Source organism: Hydrogenophaga sp. NH-16 (genome assembly GCF_004006415.1).
Lineage (GTDB): Bacteria > Pseudomonadota > Gammaproteobacteria > Burkholderiales > Burkholderiaceae_C > Hydrogenophaga > Hydrogenophaga pseudoflava.
In genome coordinates this window covers 2,605,899-2,624,110 of record NZ_CP029344.1, presented here as the reverse complement: position 1 = coordinate 2,624,110, position 18,212 = coordinate 2,605,899, and the positions used below count along the sequence as shown (strand labels likewise).

The following is an 18,212-nucleotide window of genomic DNA, read 5'->3' as shown; positions in this document are numbered from 1 at the left end:
TCCCCCATGAGCAGTTTTTCCTGTGTGGTGATGGGCAATGAGTCCCTGCTGATCGAATGTGCCGAACAACTCCTGCGGGCGGGTGACCGCATCGGCGCGGTGGTCACCCTCAACCCCGACATCCGGTCGTGGGCGGCGAATCACAGGCTGCGTGTGGAGGCCCCTGGCGAGGGACTCGCCGAGCGCCTGGCCGACCTGCAATTCGACTGGTTCTTCAGCATTGCCAACCTGTCGGTCATTCCCCAGCCGGTGCTGGCCAAGGCCACGCGCGGCGCCATCAACTTCCACGATGGCCCCCTGCCCCGCCACGCCGGCCTGAACGCACCGGTCTGGGCGATCCTGGCGCGGGAAAAGCAGCACGGCGTGACCTGGCACATGATCGAAGGCGGGATCGACGAAGGTGACATCGTCAAGCAGCGCCTCTTCGACATGGCGCCCAACGAAACGGCGCTCACGCTGAACACCCGCTGCTACGAAGCAGCCATCGAAAGCTTCTCCGAGTTGCTGGCGGATCTGCACGGTGCAGGCCCCCAACGCCGCCCCCAGGACCTGAGCCAGCGCTCCTACCACGCGCGCCTGGACCGACCCGCCGCAGCGGCCCGCATCGACCTGTCCCGGCCCGCCGAGGAGGTGGTGGCCCTGGTGGCGGCGCTGGACCACGGCAGCTACTGGAACCCGATCAGCTGTCCCAAGCTGGTGGTCGGCAACCGGGTGCTGCTGGTGGCCACGGCAGCGGTCGAGGCCAGCGCTGCAGCAGCCCCGGGCGAGGTGCTCGAAGCCACCATGGGCGGACTGGTGGTGGGCACGGGTTCGGTCCCGGTGCGCCTGGCCGGCCTGCGCGACACCCAGGGCGCCGCCGTGTGCCCGACGACCGTGGCACAGGCGGGCGATCGCCTGCCGCTGCCCGACGCCGCCAGCGCGGCGGCCCTCACCGATGCCATGGCACGCGTTGTCACAGGTGAAGCCGCCTGGCGCAAGTGCCTGCAGACGCCCGAAGGGGTCGATCTGCCGCTGGTGTCCGCATCGACCGCACCCAGCCTCTGGCACTCGTTGCCGCTGAACGTACCCGCCAGCCTCGGCGGCGACCGCCTGCTGGCCGCCGCGGCGGCCTGGGTGGCACGCGTCAGCGGCAAGAACCGCTTTGACCTTGCCTTCCAGGCCGCCGACATCCCGCAGGCGCCGGGCTTCCTCTCGACCTGGGTGCCGCTGCGCCTCGACGCCGCCGGGGACACCCCGTTCTTGGCATTCTCGGCCCAGTGCGCCGACGCCTTGGCGGCAGCCCGCAAGGCACCCGCCTTCGCGCTCGACCTGGTGGCCCGCGACCCGGCGATCAAGGCGCTCACCGTGCCCCAGGTCGGTCTGGCCACGGGCAACGGCGCGGCCGGCATCGATGGCACCGCCATAACAATCCAGGCCATGTCCCAGGGTGCCCTCACCCTGTGGTTCGACGAGACACGCCTGAGCGCCGAGACCGCGAACACCCTGTGCCAGCGCCTGCAGCGCGTGCTGGACGCGCTGGGTGACGCCTCGGCCCAGGACACGCTGCTGGGCCGGCTCCCTGTCATGAGCGAAACCGAACGCGAGCAGGTGCTCTACGGCTGGAACAACACCCGTTGCGACTATGAACGCCAGACCTGCGTGCACCAGTTCTTCGAGCAGCAGGTGCAGCGCACCCCCGACGCCACGGCGGTGGTGTTCGAAGGCGAGTCGCTGAGCTACGCGCAGCTCAACCGCCGGGCCAACCAGGTTGCCCACCGCCTCATCGCCATGGGCGTGTTGCCCGGCACCCTGGTCGGGCTGTACACCCCCCGCTCGCTCGACCTGCTGGTCGGCGCCCTGGCCATCCAGAAAGCGGGTGGTGGTTATGTGCCCCTGGACCCGGCCTACCCGCCCGACCGCATTGCCCTCTACATCGAGGACAGCGGCGCGCCAGTGATCGTTGCCCAGTCCACGCTGGTGGACAGCCTGCCCGCCCACCAGGCCCAGGTGCTGGTGATCGACCAGGACCCCGCCATCGCCAGCCAGCCCGACACCGACCCGGCCAGCGGCGTGAGCGTGTCCGACATCGCCTACATGATCTACACATCGGGCTCGACCGGCCGCCCCAAGGGCGTGATGGTCGAGCACCGCAACGTGGCCAACTTCTTCCGCGGCATGGACGACCGCATCCGGCACGACCCGCCGGGCGTGTGGCTGGCCGTCACCAGCCTGTCCTTCGACATCTCGGTGCTCGAACTGTTCTACACGCTGGCGCGCGGGTTCAAGCTGGTGCTCAGCAGCGACGAGAACCGGGCGCTGGTATCGTCCGGGCGCATCGCCAGCGGCCAGAAGATGGACTTCTCCATCTACTACTGGGGCAACGACGATGGCGCCGGCCCCAAGAAGTACGAGCTGCTGCTGGAAGGCGCCAAGTTTGCCGACACGCATGGCTTCTGCGCGGTCTGGACGCCTGAGCGCCACTTTCACGCCTTCGGTGGCCCCTACCCCAACCCCTCGGTGACCGGCGCCGCGGTGGCGGCCGTCACCAAGAATATCGGCGTGCGCGCCGGCAGCTGCGTGGTGCCGCTGCACCACCCTGCGCGCGTCGCCGAAGAGTGGGCCGTGATCGACAACCTGACCAATGGCCGCGCCGCGCTCGCGGTGGCCTCGGGCTGGCACCCGGACGACTTCGTGCTGCGCCCCGAGAACACACCGCCCGCCAACCGGCAGGCCCTGTTCGATGCCACCGAACAGATCCGGCGCCTGTGGCGGGGCGAGGCGGTGGACTTCCCCACCAAGGACGGCACCTTCGCGGTCAAGACGCAACCGCGCCCCGTCTCGAAGGAGCTGCCGATCTGGGTGACCACGGCGGGCAACCCCGAAACCTGGCGCGACGCCGGCCGGGTCGGCGCCAACGTGCTGACCCACCTGCTGGGCCAGACCATCGAGGAAGTCGCCGAGAAGATTGGGCTCTACCACGACGCGCTGCGTGAGGCCGGCCACGACCCGGCCAAGTTCACGGTAACGCTGATGCTGCACACCTATGTGGCCCGAGACCGCGAGCAGGCCCGCGAGACCGCGCGTGGCCCGATGAAGGACTACCTGCGCAGCGCCGCCGGCCTGATCAAGCAGTACGCCTGGGCCTTCCCCGCCTTCAAAAAACCAAAAGGCGTCACCAACCCGGCCGAGATCGACATCCGCACCCTCGACGCCGAGGAGCTCGAAGGCATTCTGGAGTTCGCATTCCAGCGCTACTTCGAAGATTCCGGCCTGTTCGGCACGGTGGAGGACTGTCTGGACCGGGTGGAGCAGCTCAAGCGCATTGGCGTGCACGAAATCGCCTGTCTGATCGACTACGGCATTCCGTCCGAAAAGGTCATGGAAGGCCTCTACCCGCTGGCGGAGGTGCTGCGCAGGTCCAACGAGGGCGCCGGCCCGGCACCTGACGACTTCTCCATCGCGGCCCAGATCGTGAGGCACAGCGTCACCCATCTGCAGTGCACGCCCAGCATGGCGCGCATGATCGCCATGAACGACGAGGCCCGCCTTGCGCTGGGAAAGGTCCAACACCTGATGATCGGCGGCGAGGCCCTGCCCGGTTCGCTGGTGGCCGAACTGTCCCAGCTCGGTGCGGCCACCATCGAGAACATGTACGGCCCCACCGAGACCACCATCTGGTCGTCCACGGAAACCGCGGGGCCTGGCGAGAACATCGTCAACATCGGTCGCCCGATTGCCAACACGCAGATGTACGTGCTGGACGAGCACCAGGAACCCGTGCCGGTGGGTGTGCCGGGCGAGCTGTACATCGGCGGCGACGGGGTGACCCGCGGCTACTGGCAGCGCCCCGACCTCACCGCCGAGCGCTTCCCGGCCGATCCGTTCGTGCGTCCGGAGTGCGCCGCCCCTGGTGGAGCCCGCATGTACCGCACGGGCGACCTGGCGCGCTGGCGCGCGGACGGGCGCATCGATTTCCTCGGGCGCGCCGACTTCCAGGTCAAGATCCGCGGCTACCGCATCGAGCTCGGTGAAATCGAGGCGGTGCTCGAATCGTGCGACGGTGTGCAGCAGGCCGTGGTGGTGGCGCGCGAAGACCAGCCGGGCGACGTGCGCCTGGTGGCCTACCTGCGCGCCGACGCAGGCGTGTCGACCGAGCAGCTGCACGAGTGGGCCGCCACCCGGCTGCCCGAGCACATGGTGCCCGCGCACTTCGTCATGGTCGACGAGTTCCCGCTCACGCCCAACCGCAAGGTGGACCGCAAGGCCCTGCCCGCGCCCTCGCAGGACACGCAGCGCGAGCGCACCGAGGCTTTTGTCGCCCCTGAGAACGAGGTCGAGCAGAAGATCGCGGCCATCTGGTCCCGCATCCTGGGCGTGCCGCAGATCGGGTCCAAGGACAGCTTCTTCGCCCTGGGCGGTCATTCGCTGCTGGCGGTTCAGGCCCACCGCGAGATCAAGCAGGCACTCAACACCACCCGCCTGAGCATCACCGACATCTTCCGCTTCCCGACCCTCTCGGCGCTGGCGCAGCACCTGGACGACAGGCCGCGGGAGACCGCCGAGACCACAGCCGAATCCACGGAACGTGCGCAGATGCGGGCCGACGCGATGACGCGCCGGCGCGCCATGCGCTCGGGCAAGCTGCCGCAGGACTGATGGGCCTTTCCCGCGACGCGTGCCTTACGCGAACTGTTCAGGAGTCGCTGGCAGCCAGATTAGGTCCGGATATCGGCGTGGCTTGCACCACGCCCGATGGAGATCCAAACGACTTGTACCCGGAAGAGCGGGCGGCCATATCGCGAGCGGTCTCAAGTCGGCAGCGCGAATTCGCAGCAGGTAGAACCGCGACACGAAAAGCTATGGTCAACATTGGGCTGGCACCGCAGCCCATCGGCTGTGGCGTCGATCGTGCCCCGGTCTGGGCCGCAGGTCTCGTGGGTTCGATTTCTCACACCAGACGAATCTGTATTGCAGCGGTAGGACGTCAGCATGAGGTTGGGGGGATAGGAATCGATGTGGAAGAGAACCTCCCCATTCCGATGGATATATGGAGCTCCGTCTGTACGGCGGAGGAGCAGACTTACCTTGTCAGCCAACCAGCAGATCGCCGCGGAACTATTGCCACCCATCACTTCACCGCCAAGGAAGCGTTTTACAAATGGCAATACCCCTTAACGAAAGAATTGTTGGACTTCCGGGATATACAGATAACCTTTGATTGGGACAGGGGCCGATTCTTGGTGCATCCTCAACGGAAGCTTCAATATTCAAAATGTCCACGCCCGGTGACAGGCGGCATGCTCACCACAGAAGAATGGATCATTGCGTGGGTTTTTGGACCACATCCCAATCCGATCAATACCTCCATCGGCGCTGCACGCTGGTCGACCCAACTCAATGCCAGTTGCACCAAGAACACCCATCCGGAATCATAAATGAAGCTCCAACGATTGACCCCCCTGATCAACTCCGGATTGAAACTTCTGCGGAGATCAACCGCCTTGGATCTCAAAAAGGTACGCTGCGAGGTGGTGTGTCCTGAAGAGGTGGAAGTTTGCCAGCCACTGGTGTACTTAGAAGGGCAACTGGAAAAGGCTACAGCCCCCATTCAAGGGTTTGACACGCTGGCAAACGAACTGGCGATACTTAAGACCACCGAAGTTCGACACGCGCCAACGCTTCGCTACACCGTTTTCAACTGCATCGTGCATGAAGCTGGCTTCGATGTAGTGGGAGGCACCTGGCGTAAAAAAAGTATTGATCGGATGGATTTTCTGACCCAGCCAATAACCGAGCTGCAGACGCTGAGTTATTGCATGACCAGCGTCAGCCACCGGTATTTTGGCCACTGGCTGCAGGACGCCTATACAAGCGCCCTGTTGGCTCCCCCCGAGGACGCACTCTTGCTCGACGTGCGCGCCGAAAGTGCTCATGCCGCGGACTACGTAAACGCGGCGGGGCTTAAGCCATTGAACACCGGCGTCTATTTCGCCCGCCAATTGCACTTCTACCAGGACTATGGTCAAGGCCCTTCAAAGCGCGCTCGGATCGGTGAACTGAGGGCTAGACTTGCGTCGGCAATATCAGACGACGATCGCTTTGCGAAAGGCGCCTCAGTATATTTTCGACGAGGAACCAGCGGTGTTGCACGTGTGATCGAAAATGAAGATGAACTCATGCGAGCCCTCGAATCGATAGGATTCGAAATTTTCCATCTCGAGGGCGCCAGCGTAGCCGATATCCAGCAACGCTTTCGTCATGCTCGCAGAGTGATTAGCATAGAGGGCAGTCAGCAATGCCACCTGACATTCGCCATGCCGCGGGGGTCGACTCTTATTTCCTTGATACCGGCCGATCGCTTCTCAGGAGTGCTGATCGGCTATGCCAGAGCAATCGGACTTAAATGGGGGTGCGTCGTAATTGATCGTGCAAATAATGGCTATCGCGTAAATATCGACGATGTTCTCAAGACGCTGGACATCATTGAGAGATAGAAACCAGTGCAGCACATTTCAGATCAATACAGCGAAGTGCCTACCAAAGACGCCAAGATGAGAACGACCGGTGGCCGCCTGCTGTTGTACGCCCCCGTGCCGCTATATCGGGGGGAAGATGGCTACCTGCTGGAGGACCAGGCCTGCAATGGGCTGCGCCTCTGGGCCGAAAACTTCGAGCAGGTCACGGTGATGCACCCGCTCGAGCCCGGCACCCCTCCGCCTAGCTGGATCCCGGTGCGTTCGTCGGCGATCGACCTGGAGCGTGTGCACCTCGTCGCGCTGCCGTCGGCCTACCGCCCCGACCGCTTCTTCCGCTTCCTCCCTTCGGTGCGCCGCCAGATCGCCCAGCTGATCGACGAAGCGGACTACCTGTCGTTCTCGATTGGCGGGCTCTTCGGCGACTGGGGCTCGGTGGCCGCTCTGGAAGCCCACCGCAAGGGTCGGCGTTTTGCCGTCTGGACCGACCGGGTGGAGTCCGAAGTGGTGCGGCACGAAGCCCGTGCGGCCCGCACCCGCCGGGCGCGGCTGAAAGCATCGCTGTACCACCGGCCCATGGCCGCACTGGAGCGGGCCATCATCCGGCGCTCGGCCCTGGGGCTGTTCCATGGTGCCGAAACCTACGCCACCTACGCGCCCTACGCCTCACAGGCTGAAATCGTCCACGACATCCACCTCCGCGAGGAGGACCGCATCCCGCCAGATGCCCTCCGCAACAAGCTGCAGGGAGTCATGGAAGGCCCGCTGAACATCTGCTATCTCGGCCGTGCCGACGTGATGAAGGGTGCCGACGACTGGATCCGGGTGATGGCGTCGCTGAAGGACGCCGGTGTCGATTTCCGCGCGACCTGGTGGGGGGACGGCGAACGTCTGCCCGAGATGAAGGCGCAGGTGGAGCGCCTGGGACTGACCGGGCAGGTCGCGCTGCCCGGCTTCATCAGGGACCGCGCGGCCATCCTGAAGGTTCTGCGCGAGGCCCAGGTGTTCGTGTTCTGCCACAAGACGCCGGAGTCGCCGAGAAACCTGATCGAGGCGCTGGTTTCAGGCACACCACTGGTCGGCTACGACAGCCCGTTCCCGAAAGACCTGATCTCTGCCCACGGCGGCGGACTGCTGACCCCCAAGGATGACATCGGCGCTTTGGTGTCCAGTCTGGCCGGCCTGGCACGGGATCGCCAGCGGCTGGCGGATCTGATTGGCCGGGCGGCGCAGGATGGTCACCCCTTCAACGACGTCGCCGTCTTCAGGCACCGCAGCGAGGTGATTCGTGCCCACCTCTGATGTTCAGTACGCGCATCTGCGCGAACTGCTGTGCAAGCGTGTGACGGACTATGGCGAACACGCGGCCTACGTTTTCCTGGGGCACGGTCTGGAAGCCAGCCACACGCTGAGCTATACCGCGCTGGGCCAGTCGGCCGAAGCCATCGCGAAGCGTCTGCGCGCGCGCATCGGGTCAGGTGATCGGGTGTTGCTCGCATTCGACAACCACCTGGACGCTGTGCAGCTGTTCTGGGGCTGCATCCTGGCCGGCGCCATCCCCGTCCCGGCGCCTGCACCAGACAACAGGAACGCACGGAACAGCGAATCGCGCTTGCTGGGCATTGCCAACGATGCAGATGTGGCGCTGGCCATGACCGATGAGGAGCACATCGAAACCGGTCGCACCCAGATCCCCGGGCGCACTTGGTGCACGCTGGACACCCTTCTGAACGAACCGCTGCAGACCGACGCGGTGGCGCCGTCACCCGAAGGCCTGGACGAGAGCCCGGTGGCGTATCTGCAGTACACCTCCGGGTCCACGAGCGCCCCGCGGGGCGTCGAGATCACCCACGACAACGTGCTGGCCCAGTGCAGCTCGTTGGTGAGCAGTGTGGACACGTCCCGGATGAAGGCACTGGTCTGGCTGCCCTGGTTCCACGACTACGGCCTGGTGCACGGAGTGCTCCAGCCGCTGTACTCGGGTGGCACCTCGTTCCTGATGTCCACCGTGCAGTTTCTGCTGCACCCCTTGAAGTGGCTGGAGGCCATTGCCCGGCATGGCGTCACCCACAGCGGTGCACCCAACTTCGCCTACGCCGCCTGCGTGCAGGCACTGGCCCGCGCACCGCAATGGAACGCCCGTCTGGACAGCTGGCGATACGCCACCTCCGGCGCGGAACCGGTGCGTGCCACCACGCTGGACGCGTTCTCGCAGGCCTTCACGCCTTTCGGGTTCCACCGTGCGGCACTGGCGCCTTCCTACGGACTGGCGGAAGCGGTGCTCGCAGTCACCGTGAAGAATGCCGCCACACCGCTGCAACAGATCACGCTGGATGCGCAGGCCATCGAACGCCACGAAGTGCGCACAGCCGCGCCGCAGGCGACGGGCACCAGAACGCTGGTGGGTTGCGGCTCGGCGCTGCCGGGTTTCCAGCTGCGCATCGTCGATCCCGACACCAGGACGCCCTGCGCCCCCGACCGGATCGGCGAGATCTGGGTGGCCGGACCGAGCGTGGGCCAGGGCTACTGGGGACAGCCCGACGTCTCCGCCGAGCACTTTGGCGGAACCCTTGCCCCCGAAGTTGCCGACCCCACGCGCTACCTGCGCACCGGCGACCTGGGTTTCCTGCACGGCGGCGAGCTGTTCGTCGCCGGCCGGCGCAAGGACCTGATCATCGCGAACGGCCGCAACCTCTACCCCCAGGACCTGGAGCAAACCGCCGAGTCGGCGCACCCCGGCATCCGGGGCGGTGGCGTCATCGCCATTTCGGTGGACAAGGGAGACCGGGAAGCGGTCGTGATGCTGGTCGAGTGCAGCCGGCGCCCCTCGCCGGACGTGGTGCGGCAGCTGGTCGATGCCGTCCACAAGCGGGTGGCCGCGGAGCACCAGGTCGATCTGCACGACATCGTTCCCCTGCGCACCGGCACCCTGCCCCGGACCTCCAGCGGCAAGCCACAGCGCAACGCGGCCCGGCGCCTCTACTTGGAGGGGCGGCTGGAGCCCCTGCGCCTGTCGGTCCAATCCTCCACAAACACGGCGACGGACCACACCGCCAATGCCGCGCTGCTGGACTGCCTGACCCTGCTTTGGTCCGAGATCCTCGGGCACGAGGTGATCGACCACGACGCGAACTTCTTCGATCTGGGGGGCGATTCGTTGCTGGCCACACAGCTGGTCTCGCGTCTGCGCACGAGGCTTGGCCTCGACCTGCCCATCAGCGCGGTGTTCGAGACGCCCACGGTGCGCGGACTCGCCGAGCGGCTGATGCAGTTGTCGCCCACGCCGGACAGCGTTGTGGCGAGCCCATCGGTGCCGGCCGCGGCCACACCTTCAGCGGCGCGCGGCCCTGGCAGCCGGCTGGGCCTGTCGTTCTCCCAGGAGCGCATGTGGTTCATGCACGAACTGGCGCCACAGAGCAGCGCATACAACATCCCGCTGGCCATGCGGCTGAAGGGGCCGCTGGAGGTGGCGGCCCTGCAGAAGGCCATGGATCGCGTGGTCGAACGCCACGAAGTCCTCCGCACACGCTTTGTCAAGACCGCTGACGGCGTGTTTGCCGAGGTGGTGCCGCCACCGGCCGTGCCCCTTCAGCAGGTGCGGCTGGCCACCGAGGGACGCGGTGTGCCCGACGGGGTACTGCGCCGCCATCTGGCCGATGTCACCTGCCAGCCCTTTGTGCTGGACCAGTGCCCGCTGGTCCGCGCACAGCTCATCCACCTGGCCGAACAGGACGCGGTTCTGCTGATCGTGATGCACCACATCGTCAGCGACCAGTGGTCGTTCGCGGAGCTGGGGCGCGAGCTGGCGGCGCACTACAGCGCCCTGGTGTCCGGGTCCGAAGCCTGCCTGCCCGAGCTCCCGATCCAGTACGCGGACTACGCGGTCTGGCACCGGGACTGGTTTGAAACCGAGCGGCGAAGCAGCGAGCTGGCGTACTGGTCAAAACGCCTGGAGGGCCTGGAGCCACTGCCGCTGAACAACGACCTGCAACGCCCCCTGGAGCAGAGCTTCCGCGGTGCGGCGTTGCGCTTTCCACTGGAGCACGAGCACATCGCCGGCCTGCGCGCGCTCGGCGCGGCGCACGGGGCCAGCCTGTCCATGGTGCTGATCGCGGCACTCAATGTGTTGCTGCACCGGCACACGGGCAAGACCGACATCGGCATCGGCGTGCCCATTGCCAACCGGCACCATCTGGCCTCCGAGAACCTCATCGGCACCTTCGTCAACACCCTGGTGTTCCGGACCGATCTGGACGGCAACCCGGACTTCCTCACGGTGCTCTCGCGCGTGCGCACCGTCTCCCTGGAGGCCTTTTCGCACCAGGACATGCCCTTCGAGGTGCTGGTCCGCGAACTCGCGGCCCGGCCGGACAGCAGCCGCCAGCCGCTGTTCAACGTGCTCTTCAACATGGTGAACACGCAGGCCCGGGACTGCCACTTCGAAGGCCTGACCTGGTCGCGGCTGGACTTCGACCGTGCGTCGACCCAGTTCGACCTGAGTGTGGTGGTCGACGTGATGTACGACCAGGCCTTCACGATCGAGTACGCCACCGATCTGTTCGTGCCGGAGACGGTGCAGCGCATGGGCGAGCACCTGCTGCAGATCCTGCGCATCGCCATCCAGGCGCCGGACTCCCGCGTGGCCACACTCCCGCTGCTGGGCGAGGCCGAACGCGAGCACCTGAACCAGTGGTTGCATGGCCCCGTCGAGGCACCCGTCGCCGCATCGGCGCATGCCTGGGTGACCCGGGGGCTGCTGCAGTCGGCCCAGCGGCCCGCGCTGGTCCACGGCGCTGCGCGGCTGACCCACCACGAACTGGACGAGGCTTCGAACCGGCTGGCGAGGCTGCTGCGCCAGCGCGGCGTTGCGCGGGGTTGCCGTGTGGGCGTCTGCCTGCCCCGCAACCACGAACTGGTGATCGTGCTGCTGGCCATCCTCAAATCAGGCGCGGCCTACGTGCCCTTGGACCCCGACTACCCCCGGCAGAGGCTGAGCGACCAGATGCTGGACGCCGAGCTGGCGCTGCTGGTGAGCCACAGTTCGGTGGTGCTGGATGAGGACCAGCCCCCCCGCCTGCTGGTCGATAGGGACCGCGCGCAGATCGACGCGGCCGCACCGCACCGGCTGCCGGACGATGCCCTGCTCGATGCCCGCCCGGAAGACCCGGCCTACCTGATCTACACCTCCGGCTCCACCGGTCGGCCCAAGGGGGTCGCCGTGCCACACCGGGCCATGGTGAACCTGCTGGAGAGCATGGCGCGCGCGCCCGGCTGCACCGTGCACGACCGGTTGCTGGCGGTGACCACCCCCAGCTTCGACATCGCCGTCCTGGAGCTGTTTCTCCCCTTGGGCACGGGCGGCACCGTGGTGGTGGCCAGCCAGGCCGACGCCACCGATGGCCGGGCGCTGGCCGAGCTGTTGGCGCGAGAGGACATCACCGTGCTGCAGGCCACACCGTCGCGCTGGCACCTGCTGCTCGACGCAGGCTGGGCTGGCAACCCGCGGCTCAAGGCGCTGGTGGGCGGCGAGCCCCTGACGCCCGATCTTGCCAGCCAGCTGCTCGCCCGCTGCGGCGAGGTCTGGAACATGTACGGCCCTACCGAAACCACGGTGTGGTCCAGCTGCTGGCGGGTGTCTCCGGGCGCCGTCCAGGCCATCGACCTGGGCCGCCCGGTGCTCAACACCTCGATCCAGGTGCTCGACCCGCACCTGCAACCCTGCCCCATCGGCGTACCGGGTGAGATCTACATCGGCGGCACCGGCGTGGCCATCGGCTATCACCGGCAGGCGGCACTGACCGCCGAGCGCTTCATCGACCAGCCCGATGCACCGGACCCGCTCACCACCCGCATCTACCGCACGGGGGACCGCGGGCGCTGGCGCTGCGACGGGTCGCTGGAGCACGGAGGCCGGCTCGACGATCAGATCAAACTGCGCGGGTTCCGGGTGGAGCTTGGGGAAATCGAGTCCCGGCTGCTCTGCCACGAGGCCATCGCGCGTGCGGTGGTCATGCTGCGCGAGGACTCGCCAGGTCAGCCCCGGCTGGTCGCCTACGTGGTCCCCAGAGGGCCTCTGCCTTCTCGCGACGAGCTGCGCGAGCACCTGCGCCGCTGGCTGCCGGACCACATGGTGCCCGGCCTGTTTGTCGCACTGGACAGCATCCCGGTGCTGCCCAACGGCAAGACCAACCGCCGTGCGCTGCCAGCGCCCTCCGTCAATCCTTCGGGAGGGCGCACCTCGCTGACCCCGCCCCGCAACCCCACCGAAACGGTCATCCTGTCCATCTGGCAAGCCGCCCTGCAGACCGAAACGATCGGCATCCACGACAACTTCTTCGACCTCGGCGGGCACTCGATCCTGGCCGTGGGGGTGGTCAGCCGCATCGAGTCGGCGCTGCAACGACCCTGCGCGCTGGCCCTGCTGTTCAAGCATCCCACGGTGGCGGAGCTGGCCGAGGCGCTGTCGCAGACCTCGCCCGGGGACCACAAGGACATCCCGGTGGCGGTGCTGCAACCCCTTGGTCAGGGTCCTGGCCTCTTCCTGCTTGCAGGCGCGGAGATGTACAGGCGGCTGGCGCAGCTGCTTGATCCGGGCATGCCGGTGTACGGCGTGTTCTCACAGACCGAAATCGACCTGCTGGAACAGCCGATGGAGTTGGCGCCTCCCGCGGTGACCGTGGAGACGCTGGCCCGGGAATACAAGGATCTGATCCGAGGCATCCAGCCGCACGGCCCCTATTTCCTCGGTGGCTTTTCGATCGGCGGCTTGCTGGCGTTCGAGGTGGCACGACAGCTGCAGACAGAAGGCGAAACCATCGGCCTGATCGCCTTGCTCGACTCCAGATTGCCCGGACATGGCTTCAGGCACCTGGTGGCGGGGGTGGTCAGGCGCCTGCGCCTGCTCCGGCGCGGGGGGCTGGGGCACGTCCTGCACGTCTACCGTGTGTTCCGGCACCAGACCGAACACCGACACGAACCCGGCAGTCGGCGCATCCAGGTCTATGCCAAGGCCATGCGCGACCACGAGGCCACACCCTGTGACCTGCCCGCCGTCTTCCTGCAAGCCGGTGACGACCTGTCCACGGCGCCGGCCTATGGCTGGCGCTCGCTGCTGCCACGGTTGACCATCGAACGCGTGCCTGGAAAACACATGGACATCCTGGAGCCACCCCATGTGGAGGTGCTGGCCGCAGCGATGCGCCCGCACCTCGCCGACGCCAGACGCATGGGCACTTCCCCGGTCCAGACCGGTCATACTGCGTCGCCCTCTTCAACCCGTGCCTCCACCACATGATGCTGAAACACTCGTTGAAATACCTGCTGGCCTTCGCACTCACCGCCTGCGGATGGCACAAGTCGCTCGACCCGGTCGAACTCTCGGCCCTGTACACGCAGCCGTTGTCGCCGCCTGACAAGCCGCTGCGCGTCTTCCACATCGGCCACAGCCTGGTCAACAAGGACATCCCCATGATGCTGGAGCAGCTGGCCGGCGCAGGCCACGACCACCGCTCGCAGCTGGGATGGGGCGCCTCGCTGAGGTCGCACTGGGAACCTGACGTTCCGGTCAACGGCTTCGAGATCGAGAACGCGCACCCCCGCTACCAGGACGCGCACCAGGCCGTCAACAGCGGCCAGTTCGACGTACTGGTCCTGACGGAGTCGGTGGAGATCAAAGACGCGATCAAGCACCACGACAGCCCGCAGTACATCCGCCAGTGGGCACGGGCAGCGCGGGCAGCCAATCCCAAGATCCGGGTATACCTCTACGAGCTCTGGCACGAGCTGAACGACCCCAAAGGCTGGCTGGAACGGCTGGACGAGGACCTGAGCCTCTACTGGGAGGGTGTGCTCCTGGCAAGGGGCCTGGCGCACGGCGACACCGGCGGTCCGGTGTACGTCATTCCCGCCGGCCAGGTGATGGCCCGTCTGGTGCGGGAGGTGGAAGCCCGCGGTGGCGTCGACCGGCTGCGATCGCGCGAAGACCTGTTCTACATCAGCGACGAGGGCAAACGCGACATGATTCATCTCAGTGCGCTGGGCAACTACCTCGTCGCCCTCACCCACTACGCGGTCCTCTATCACCGCCCGCCTCCGGCAGAGTCGCAGACCATCCGGCTGGTCGACGGGACGCAGCTGCCCCCCATCTCGCCGGAACTGGCCCGACTGATGAGCGAGGTGATCTGGTCGGTGGTGACCAGCTACCCCAAGACCGGCGTGGCACAGCGCGGCAGCTGATGCGGGTCGCCCGCTCGTCGTAACCCGATACATTTGTTCCATGGCACTCTCGAAGAGACCCCATCGATCCATCCTCAAGCGCCGCGGAAGCATCTCCACGGCGGTGCAGGCCGTGGTGGACGTGGTGGCCGTGATGACCCTGTCCCTGCTGCTGATCCAGAAACACATCGGCACCGTCACCACGCCCTATTCCGTGCTGCTGCTCCTTCTGGCCATGGTGATGGTGTTCGCCTACAACCAGTTCGGCGTCTACCGCAGCAACAGCAGTTTCACGCGCAAGGCCCTGACCCTTTTCAAGGCCTGGTCGCTGACATTCGGCTTCCTGCTGGTGGTCGGTTTTGTGACCAAGCAGACCGATGTGTTTTCCCGCCTGCTGCTGGGGCAGCTGTTCATCGCGGGCTATCTGCTGCAGGTTTTTCTGCAGTACCTCAGCCGCGAGATCCAGATCCGGGTCATGGTCCACGCTCTGCCTGCCGAGAACGTGCTGATCGTCGGAACGGGCAAGCTCGCGAGCTATCTGCAGAACAAGATTTCGGGCAACCCGTGGCTGAACCAGAAGGTGGTGGGCTGTCTGGAGCTGCCCTCGGCCGCGCAGGGCAGCGAGGCCAGGGCGGGCGCCACCCTGTACGAAAGCTCGGACTTCGCATCGCTCAAGGAGCTCAACATCATCGGACCGCTCGACCAGATGCTGTCCATCATCGAGCGCCACGACGTGCGCACGGTGTATTTCGCCATCCCCCTGGGCGAGTCCGACCTGATCGAGAACCTGTATTTCCAGCTGCTGGACCGCCATGTGTCGGTGCACTGGGTGCCGGACATCTTCTCGCTGCTGCTGGTCAATCACAGCGTCCGGGAAATCGCGGGCCTGCCCGTGCTGACGCTGTCCGAAACGCCGCTGACGGGCACCAGGCTCCTGCTCAAGGCACTGGAAGACCGCATCCTGGGGCTGCTGATCCTGGTGATCATTTCGCCGGTCCTGCTGATCATCGCCGCGGCCATCAAGCTCGACAGCCAGGGCCCCGTGTTCTTCCGGCAGGCGCGCATGGGATGGAGCGGGCGGGTGTTCCACATCTGGAAGTTCCGCAGCATGTACGTGCACCAGCCCGAGGCCGGCGTGATTCGCCAGGCCACCCGCAACGACCCCCGGGTGACCCGCGTGGGGGCCTTCCTCCGCAAGACCAGTCTGGACGAGCTTCCGCAGGTCTTCAATGTCCTCATGGGCGAGATGTCGCTGGTGGGACCCAGACCACACGCCGTACAGCACGACGAGCTGTACTCCAAGGGCATCAACGCCTACTTTGCCCGCCACAACATCAAACCAGGCATCACGGGACTGGCCCAGGTGCGGGGCCTTCGAGGCGAGACCACCGACATCGAGCGCATGCAGGCGCGCATCGAGGCGGACATCGAGTACATCAACAACTGGTCCCTGTGGCTCGACTTTTCCATCCTGCTGCGCACCCTGGGTGCACTGACGGGCAAGAATGCGTACTGAACTCGCCAGGCCGGTGGAAGGGGCGCAGACCTTCTGGAACTACGAACCCAGCCAGCCGCGCCCGCGCATCGTCTTGGCCCGTTGGCGGGCCCGCCGGACGCGGCAGAAGCCCCCCGTCTGGAAGCCCCTGGTTCCTGTGAGTGGAACCGGCCGCTGGCTCATGTATTTCCTCTACGCGCCCCAGGGCCAGCTGTCGACCCAGCACCGGTTCACACTCAAACGCCTCGCAGCCGAGGATGCCTCGGTGATGATCGTTTGCGCCTGCCCGCCGAATCACCCGCTGCTTGATGAGCTGAAACGGCACTGCCACGCCCTGTACTGGAAAGGCACCGATGGCTTTGACTTCTCAGCCTACGCCATCTGCCTGAGCGAGCTGGCACAACGGGCTCCGGACTCCGACGTGCTGATGTTCAACGACTCCGTGCTCGGCCCCTTCTGCGCCCTCACCCCGTTTGTCGAGCAGTCCCCCTGGCGCGTCGCGGGCCTGAGCGCCAACGCGCTCGAAGAGAACCACCTGCAGTCCTTTGCCCTGATCGCCCGGCAGGTCGACTCGGAGTTGCTGAAAGTGATCGCGCCGGTGATCTCCAGCGAGTGGAGCTACAACTCCTCCGAGGCGGTCATCCTGCTGCAGGAAACCCTGCTGGCCCGGGTGGCCAGCCCTCACGTGAGCGTGGGCGCCTATTGGTACACCGATGGCTCTCGCCACCTGGACCTGTGCCTGAACTGCCCCGAGCAGATGATCGATGCCGGATTTCCCTTGCTCAAACGGTCCCTGTTCGGCAAGTTCGTGGGCCGCTTTCAGAGCGTTGCGTCCATGCAAGCCCTGCTGCACCGGCTCGATCACCCCGCCGTGATGGGGTTTTCTCCCAGAAAAGCCTGAGCGCTCACGCGGGCCTTCGCCAGCTCGGTCCGCTACGCAACCCCGCCGCCGCAGGGATCCTGGCTCACACGGTCCAGTCCCGGGTGCAAGCCGCTCATGCGCCAGGCCAGGCGGGCTTCGGAGAATCGCCCATGCCGGTCCTGTGCATGCTGGGCATTCATGTTGAACCTCTGCAGGCGGAAGGCATCCGCACCGGGTGCGTTGCTGCCCCAGCGGGTGGTGACCGCCGCCCGGTAGCCGGCCTCACGGGCCAGCGCCACACACCGCGAATCAAAAGACCCGTTGGGATAGCAGAAGGTGGTCACCGGCGTGCCGAGCACGGCTTCCAGCTTCTGGCGGGAGCCGGCGATCTCGGCGCGCAGTTCGTCGTCCGTGCACTGCGGCAGCAGCGCGTGGGAGTGGGAGTGGCTACCAATCTCGTGACCGCGGGCCACGAGGTCTCTCATCTGCTCGACACTCATGAACCCATCCCAGCCGGGCCGCTGGGCGGGGGGCAGCACGCCGCTGGCGCGCCGCATCCAGTCCTCACGCTGCGCGGGGCTCCAGCGCTTCGTGTGCTCCAGCGCGGCTTCAACGGTGAGGTGGCCCGCCACACCGCCCAGCCCCCCGCCAGGGTGCAGTTCGACGAACAACGCAAGCGCCGCGCCGCGGTCCGTGGATCCTGACCGAACGCCCTCTCCTGACAGTTGGTTCACCAGCCAGGCGACCGAGACCGCCATGGTGTCGTGCCACAGCGGCGTCGAATCCTCAAGAACCTGGCTGGGAACATAGAAGCTGGCGGTCACGCCATGCTTCTCCAGCACGGGCAGCGCGTTCTCGTAGTTGTCGAGCTGGCCATCGTCGAAGGTGATCGCCAGCAGCGGCCGACTGGCGCTGCGACCTTGTTCCCACAGCCCGAGGGTGGCATCAAGCGACTGGCACTGGAAATGGCGGGTGAGAAACCGGAGGTGGTCGTCCAGTTCGTCCGGGGTGACGGCGAGGCCCGGCAACGGGTAGAGCCGTCGCTGCGATTCCGTCAGCACGCGGTGGAAGGTGACGATGGAGAGCCGCTGCCCGAGCCGACGAGAAGGCGCGGTCGCTCGGACCACCGAAAGGGCCTGGCCGCAGGTGTCCCGGACCAGGGCCTTGAGGGTCGAGGCTGCGCTCATGA

At 66.3% G+C, this 18,212-nt stretch carries 9 protein-coding genes; 8 read left to right on the top strand and 1 reads right to left on the bottom strand.

Features of this window, described 5'->3' with window-relative positions:
• Positions 1-6: 6 nt before the first annotated feature.
• Genes DD542_RS12730 through DD542_RS12695 form a run of 8 tightly spaced genes read left to right on the top strand, consistent with a single transcriptional unit; the run spans position 7 to position 17,062 of the window.
• Positions 7-4,635, top strand: a complete 4,629-nt coding sequence (locus DD542_RS12730) for a MupA/Atu3671 family FMN-dependent luciferase-like monooxygenase (protein WP_127805928.1) — start codon at positions 7-9, stop codon at positions 4,633-4,635.
• Positions 4,635-5,414 carry a 4'-phosphopantetheinyl transferase superfamily protein gene (locus tag DD542_RS23995; RefSeq protein WP_127805927.1) on the top strand — a complete coding sequence of 260 codons (780 nt, stop codon included), beginning with the start codon at positions 4,635-4,637 and terminating at the stop codon, positions 5,412-5,414. The genes DD542_RS12730 and DD542_RS23995 overlap by 1 nt, the downstream gene beginning before the upstream one ends.
• On the top strand, positions 5,415-6,473 hold the full coding sequence (locus DD542_RS12720) for a glycosyltransferase family 61 protein (protein ID WP_127805926.1): 1,059 nt from the start codon (positions 5,415-5,417) through the stop codon (positions 6,471-6,473).
• A gap of 57 nt (positions 6,474-6,530) precedes the next feature.
• Complete coding sequence (locus tag DD542_RS12715) at positions 6,531-7,754, top strand: glycosyltransferase (RefSeq protein WP_127805925.1); 1,224 nt, start codon at positions 6,531-6,533, stop codon at positions 7,752-7,754.
• Positions 7,741-13,746, top strand: coding sequence for a non-ribosomal peptide synthetase (locus DD542_RS12710; RefSeq protein WP_127805924.1), 6,006 nt, complete (start codon positions 7,741-7,743; stop codon positions 13,744-13,746). The genes DD542_RS12715 and DD542_RS12710 overlap by 14 nt, the downstream gene beginning before the upstream one ends.
• The gene (locus DD542_RS12705) at positions 13,743-14,687 is read left to right on the top strand and encodes a hypothetical protein (RefSeq protein ID WP_127805923.1); all 945 of its coding nucleotides are present in this window, start codon (positions 13,743-13,745) and stop codon (positions 14,685-14,687) included. Before DD542_RS12710 ends, DD542_RS12705 begins: the two co-directional genes overlap by 4 nt.
• Before the next feature lie 40 nt (positions 14,688-14,727).
• Positions 14,728-16,182, top strand: a complete 1,455-nt coding sequence (locus tag DD542_RS12700; RefSeq protein ID WP_079365098.1) for an undecaprenyl-phosphate glucose phosphotransferase — start codon at positions 14,728-14,730, stop codon at positions 16,180-16,182.
• A complete protein-coding gene (locus tag DD542_RS12695) occupies positions 16,172-17,062 on the top strand; it encodes a hypothetical protein (protein ID WP_127805922.1) in 891 nt (296 codons plus the stop codon). Before DD542_RS12700 ends, DD542_RS12695 begins: the two co-directional genes overlap by 11 nt.
• Positions 17,063-17,094: 32 nt before the next feature.
• Here the strand turns inward: DD542_RS12695 and DD542_RS12690 are convergent, their stop codons facing one another.
• Positions 17,095-18,210: a polysaccharide deacetylase family protein gene (locus tag DD542_RS12690; protein WP_164868392.1), complete on the bottom strand. Its 1,116-nt coding sequence runs from the start codon at positions 18,208-18,210 to the stop codon at positions 17,095-17,097.
• Positions 18,211-18,212 lie beyond the last annotated feature (2 nt).

Bases quoted from the DNA above. Each gene is read 5' to 3' on its own strand.
- DD542_RS12695 (WP_127805922.1), top strand. From the start codon at position 16,172: ATGCGTACTGAACTCGCCAGGCCGGTGGAAGGGGCGCAGACCTTCTGG.
- DD542_RS12715 (WP_127805925.1), top strand. From the start codon at position 6,531: ATGAGAACGACCGGTGGCCGCCTGCTGTTGTACGCCCCCGTGCCGCTA.
- DD542_RS12720 (WP_127805926.1), top strand. From the start codon at position 5,415: ATGAAGCTCCAACGATTGACCCCCCTGATCAACTCCGGATTGAAACTT.
- DD542_RS12730 (WP_127805928.1), top strand. From the start codon at position 7: ATGAGCAGTTTTTCCTGTGTGGTGATGGGCAATGAGTCCCTGCTGATC.
- DD542_RS12690 (WP_164868392.1), bottom strand. From the start codon at position 18,210: ATGAGCGCAGCCTCGACCCTCAAGGCCCTGGTCCGGGACACCTGCGGC.
- DD542_RS12700 (WP_079365098.1), top strand. From the start codon at position 14,728: ATGGCACTCTCGAAGAGACCCCATCGATCCATCCTCAAGCGCCGCGGA.
- DD542_RS12705 (WP_127805923.1), top strand. From the start codon at position 13,743: ATGATGCTGAAACACTCGTTGAAATACCTGCTGGCCTTCGCACTCACC.
- DD542_RS23995 (WP_127805927.1), top strand. From the start codon at position 4,635: ATGGGCCTTTCCCGCGACGCGTGCCTTACGCGAACTGTTCAGGAGTCG.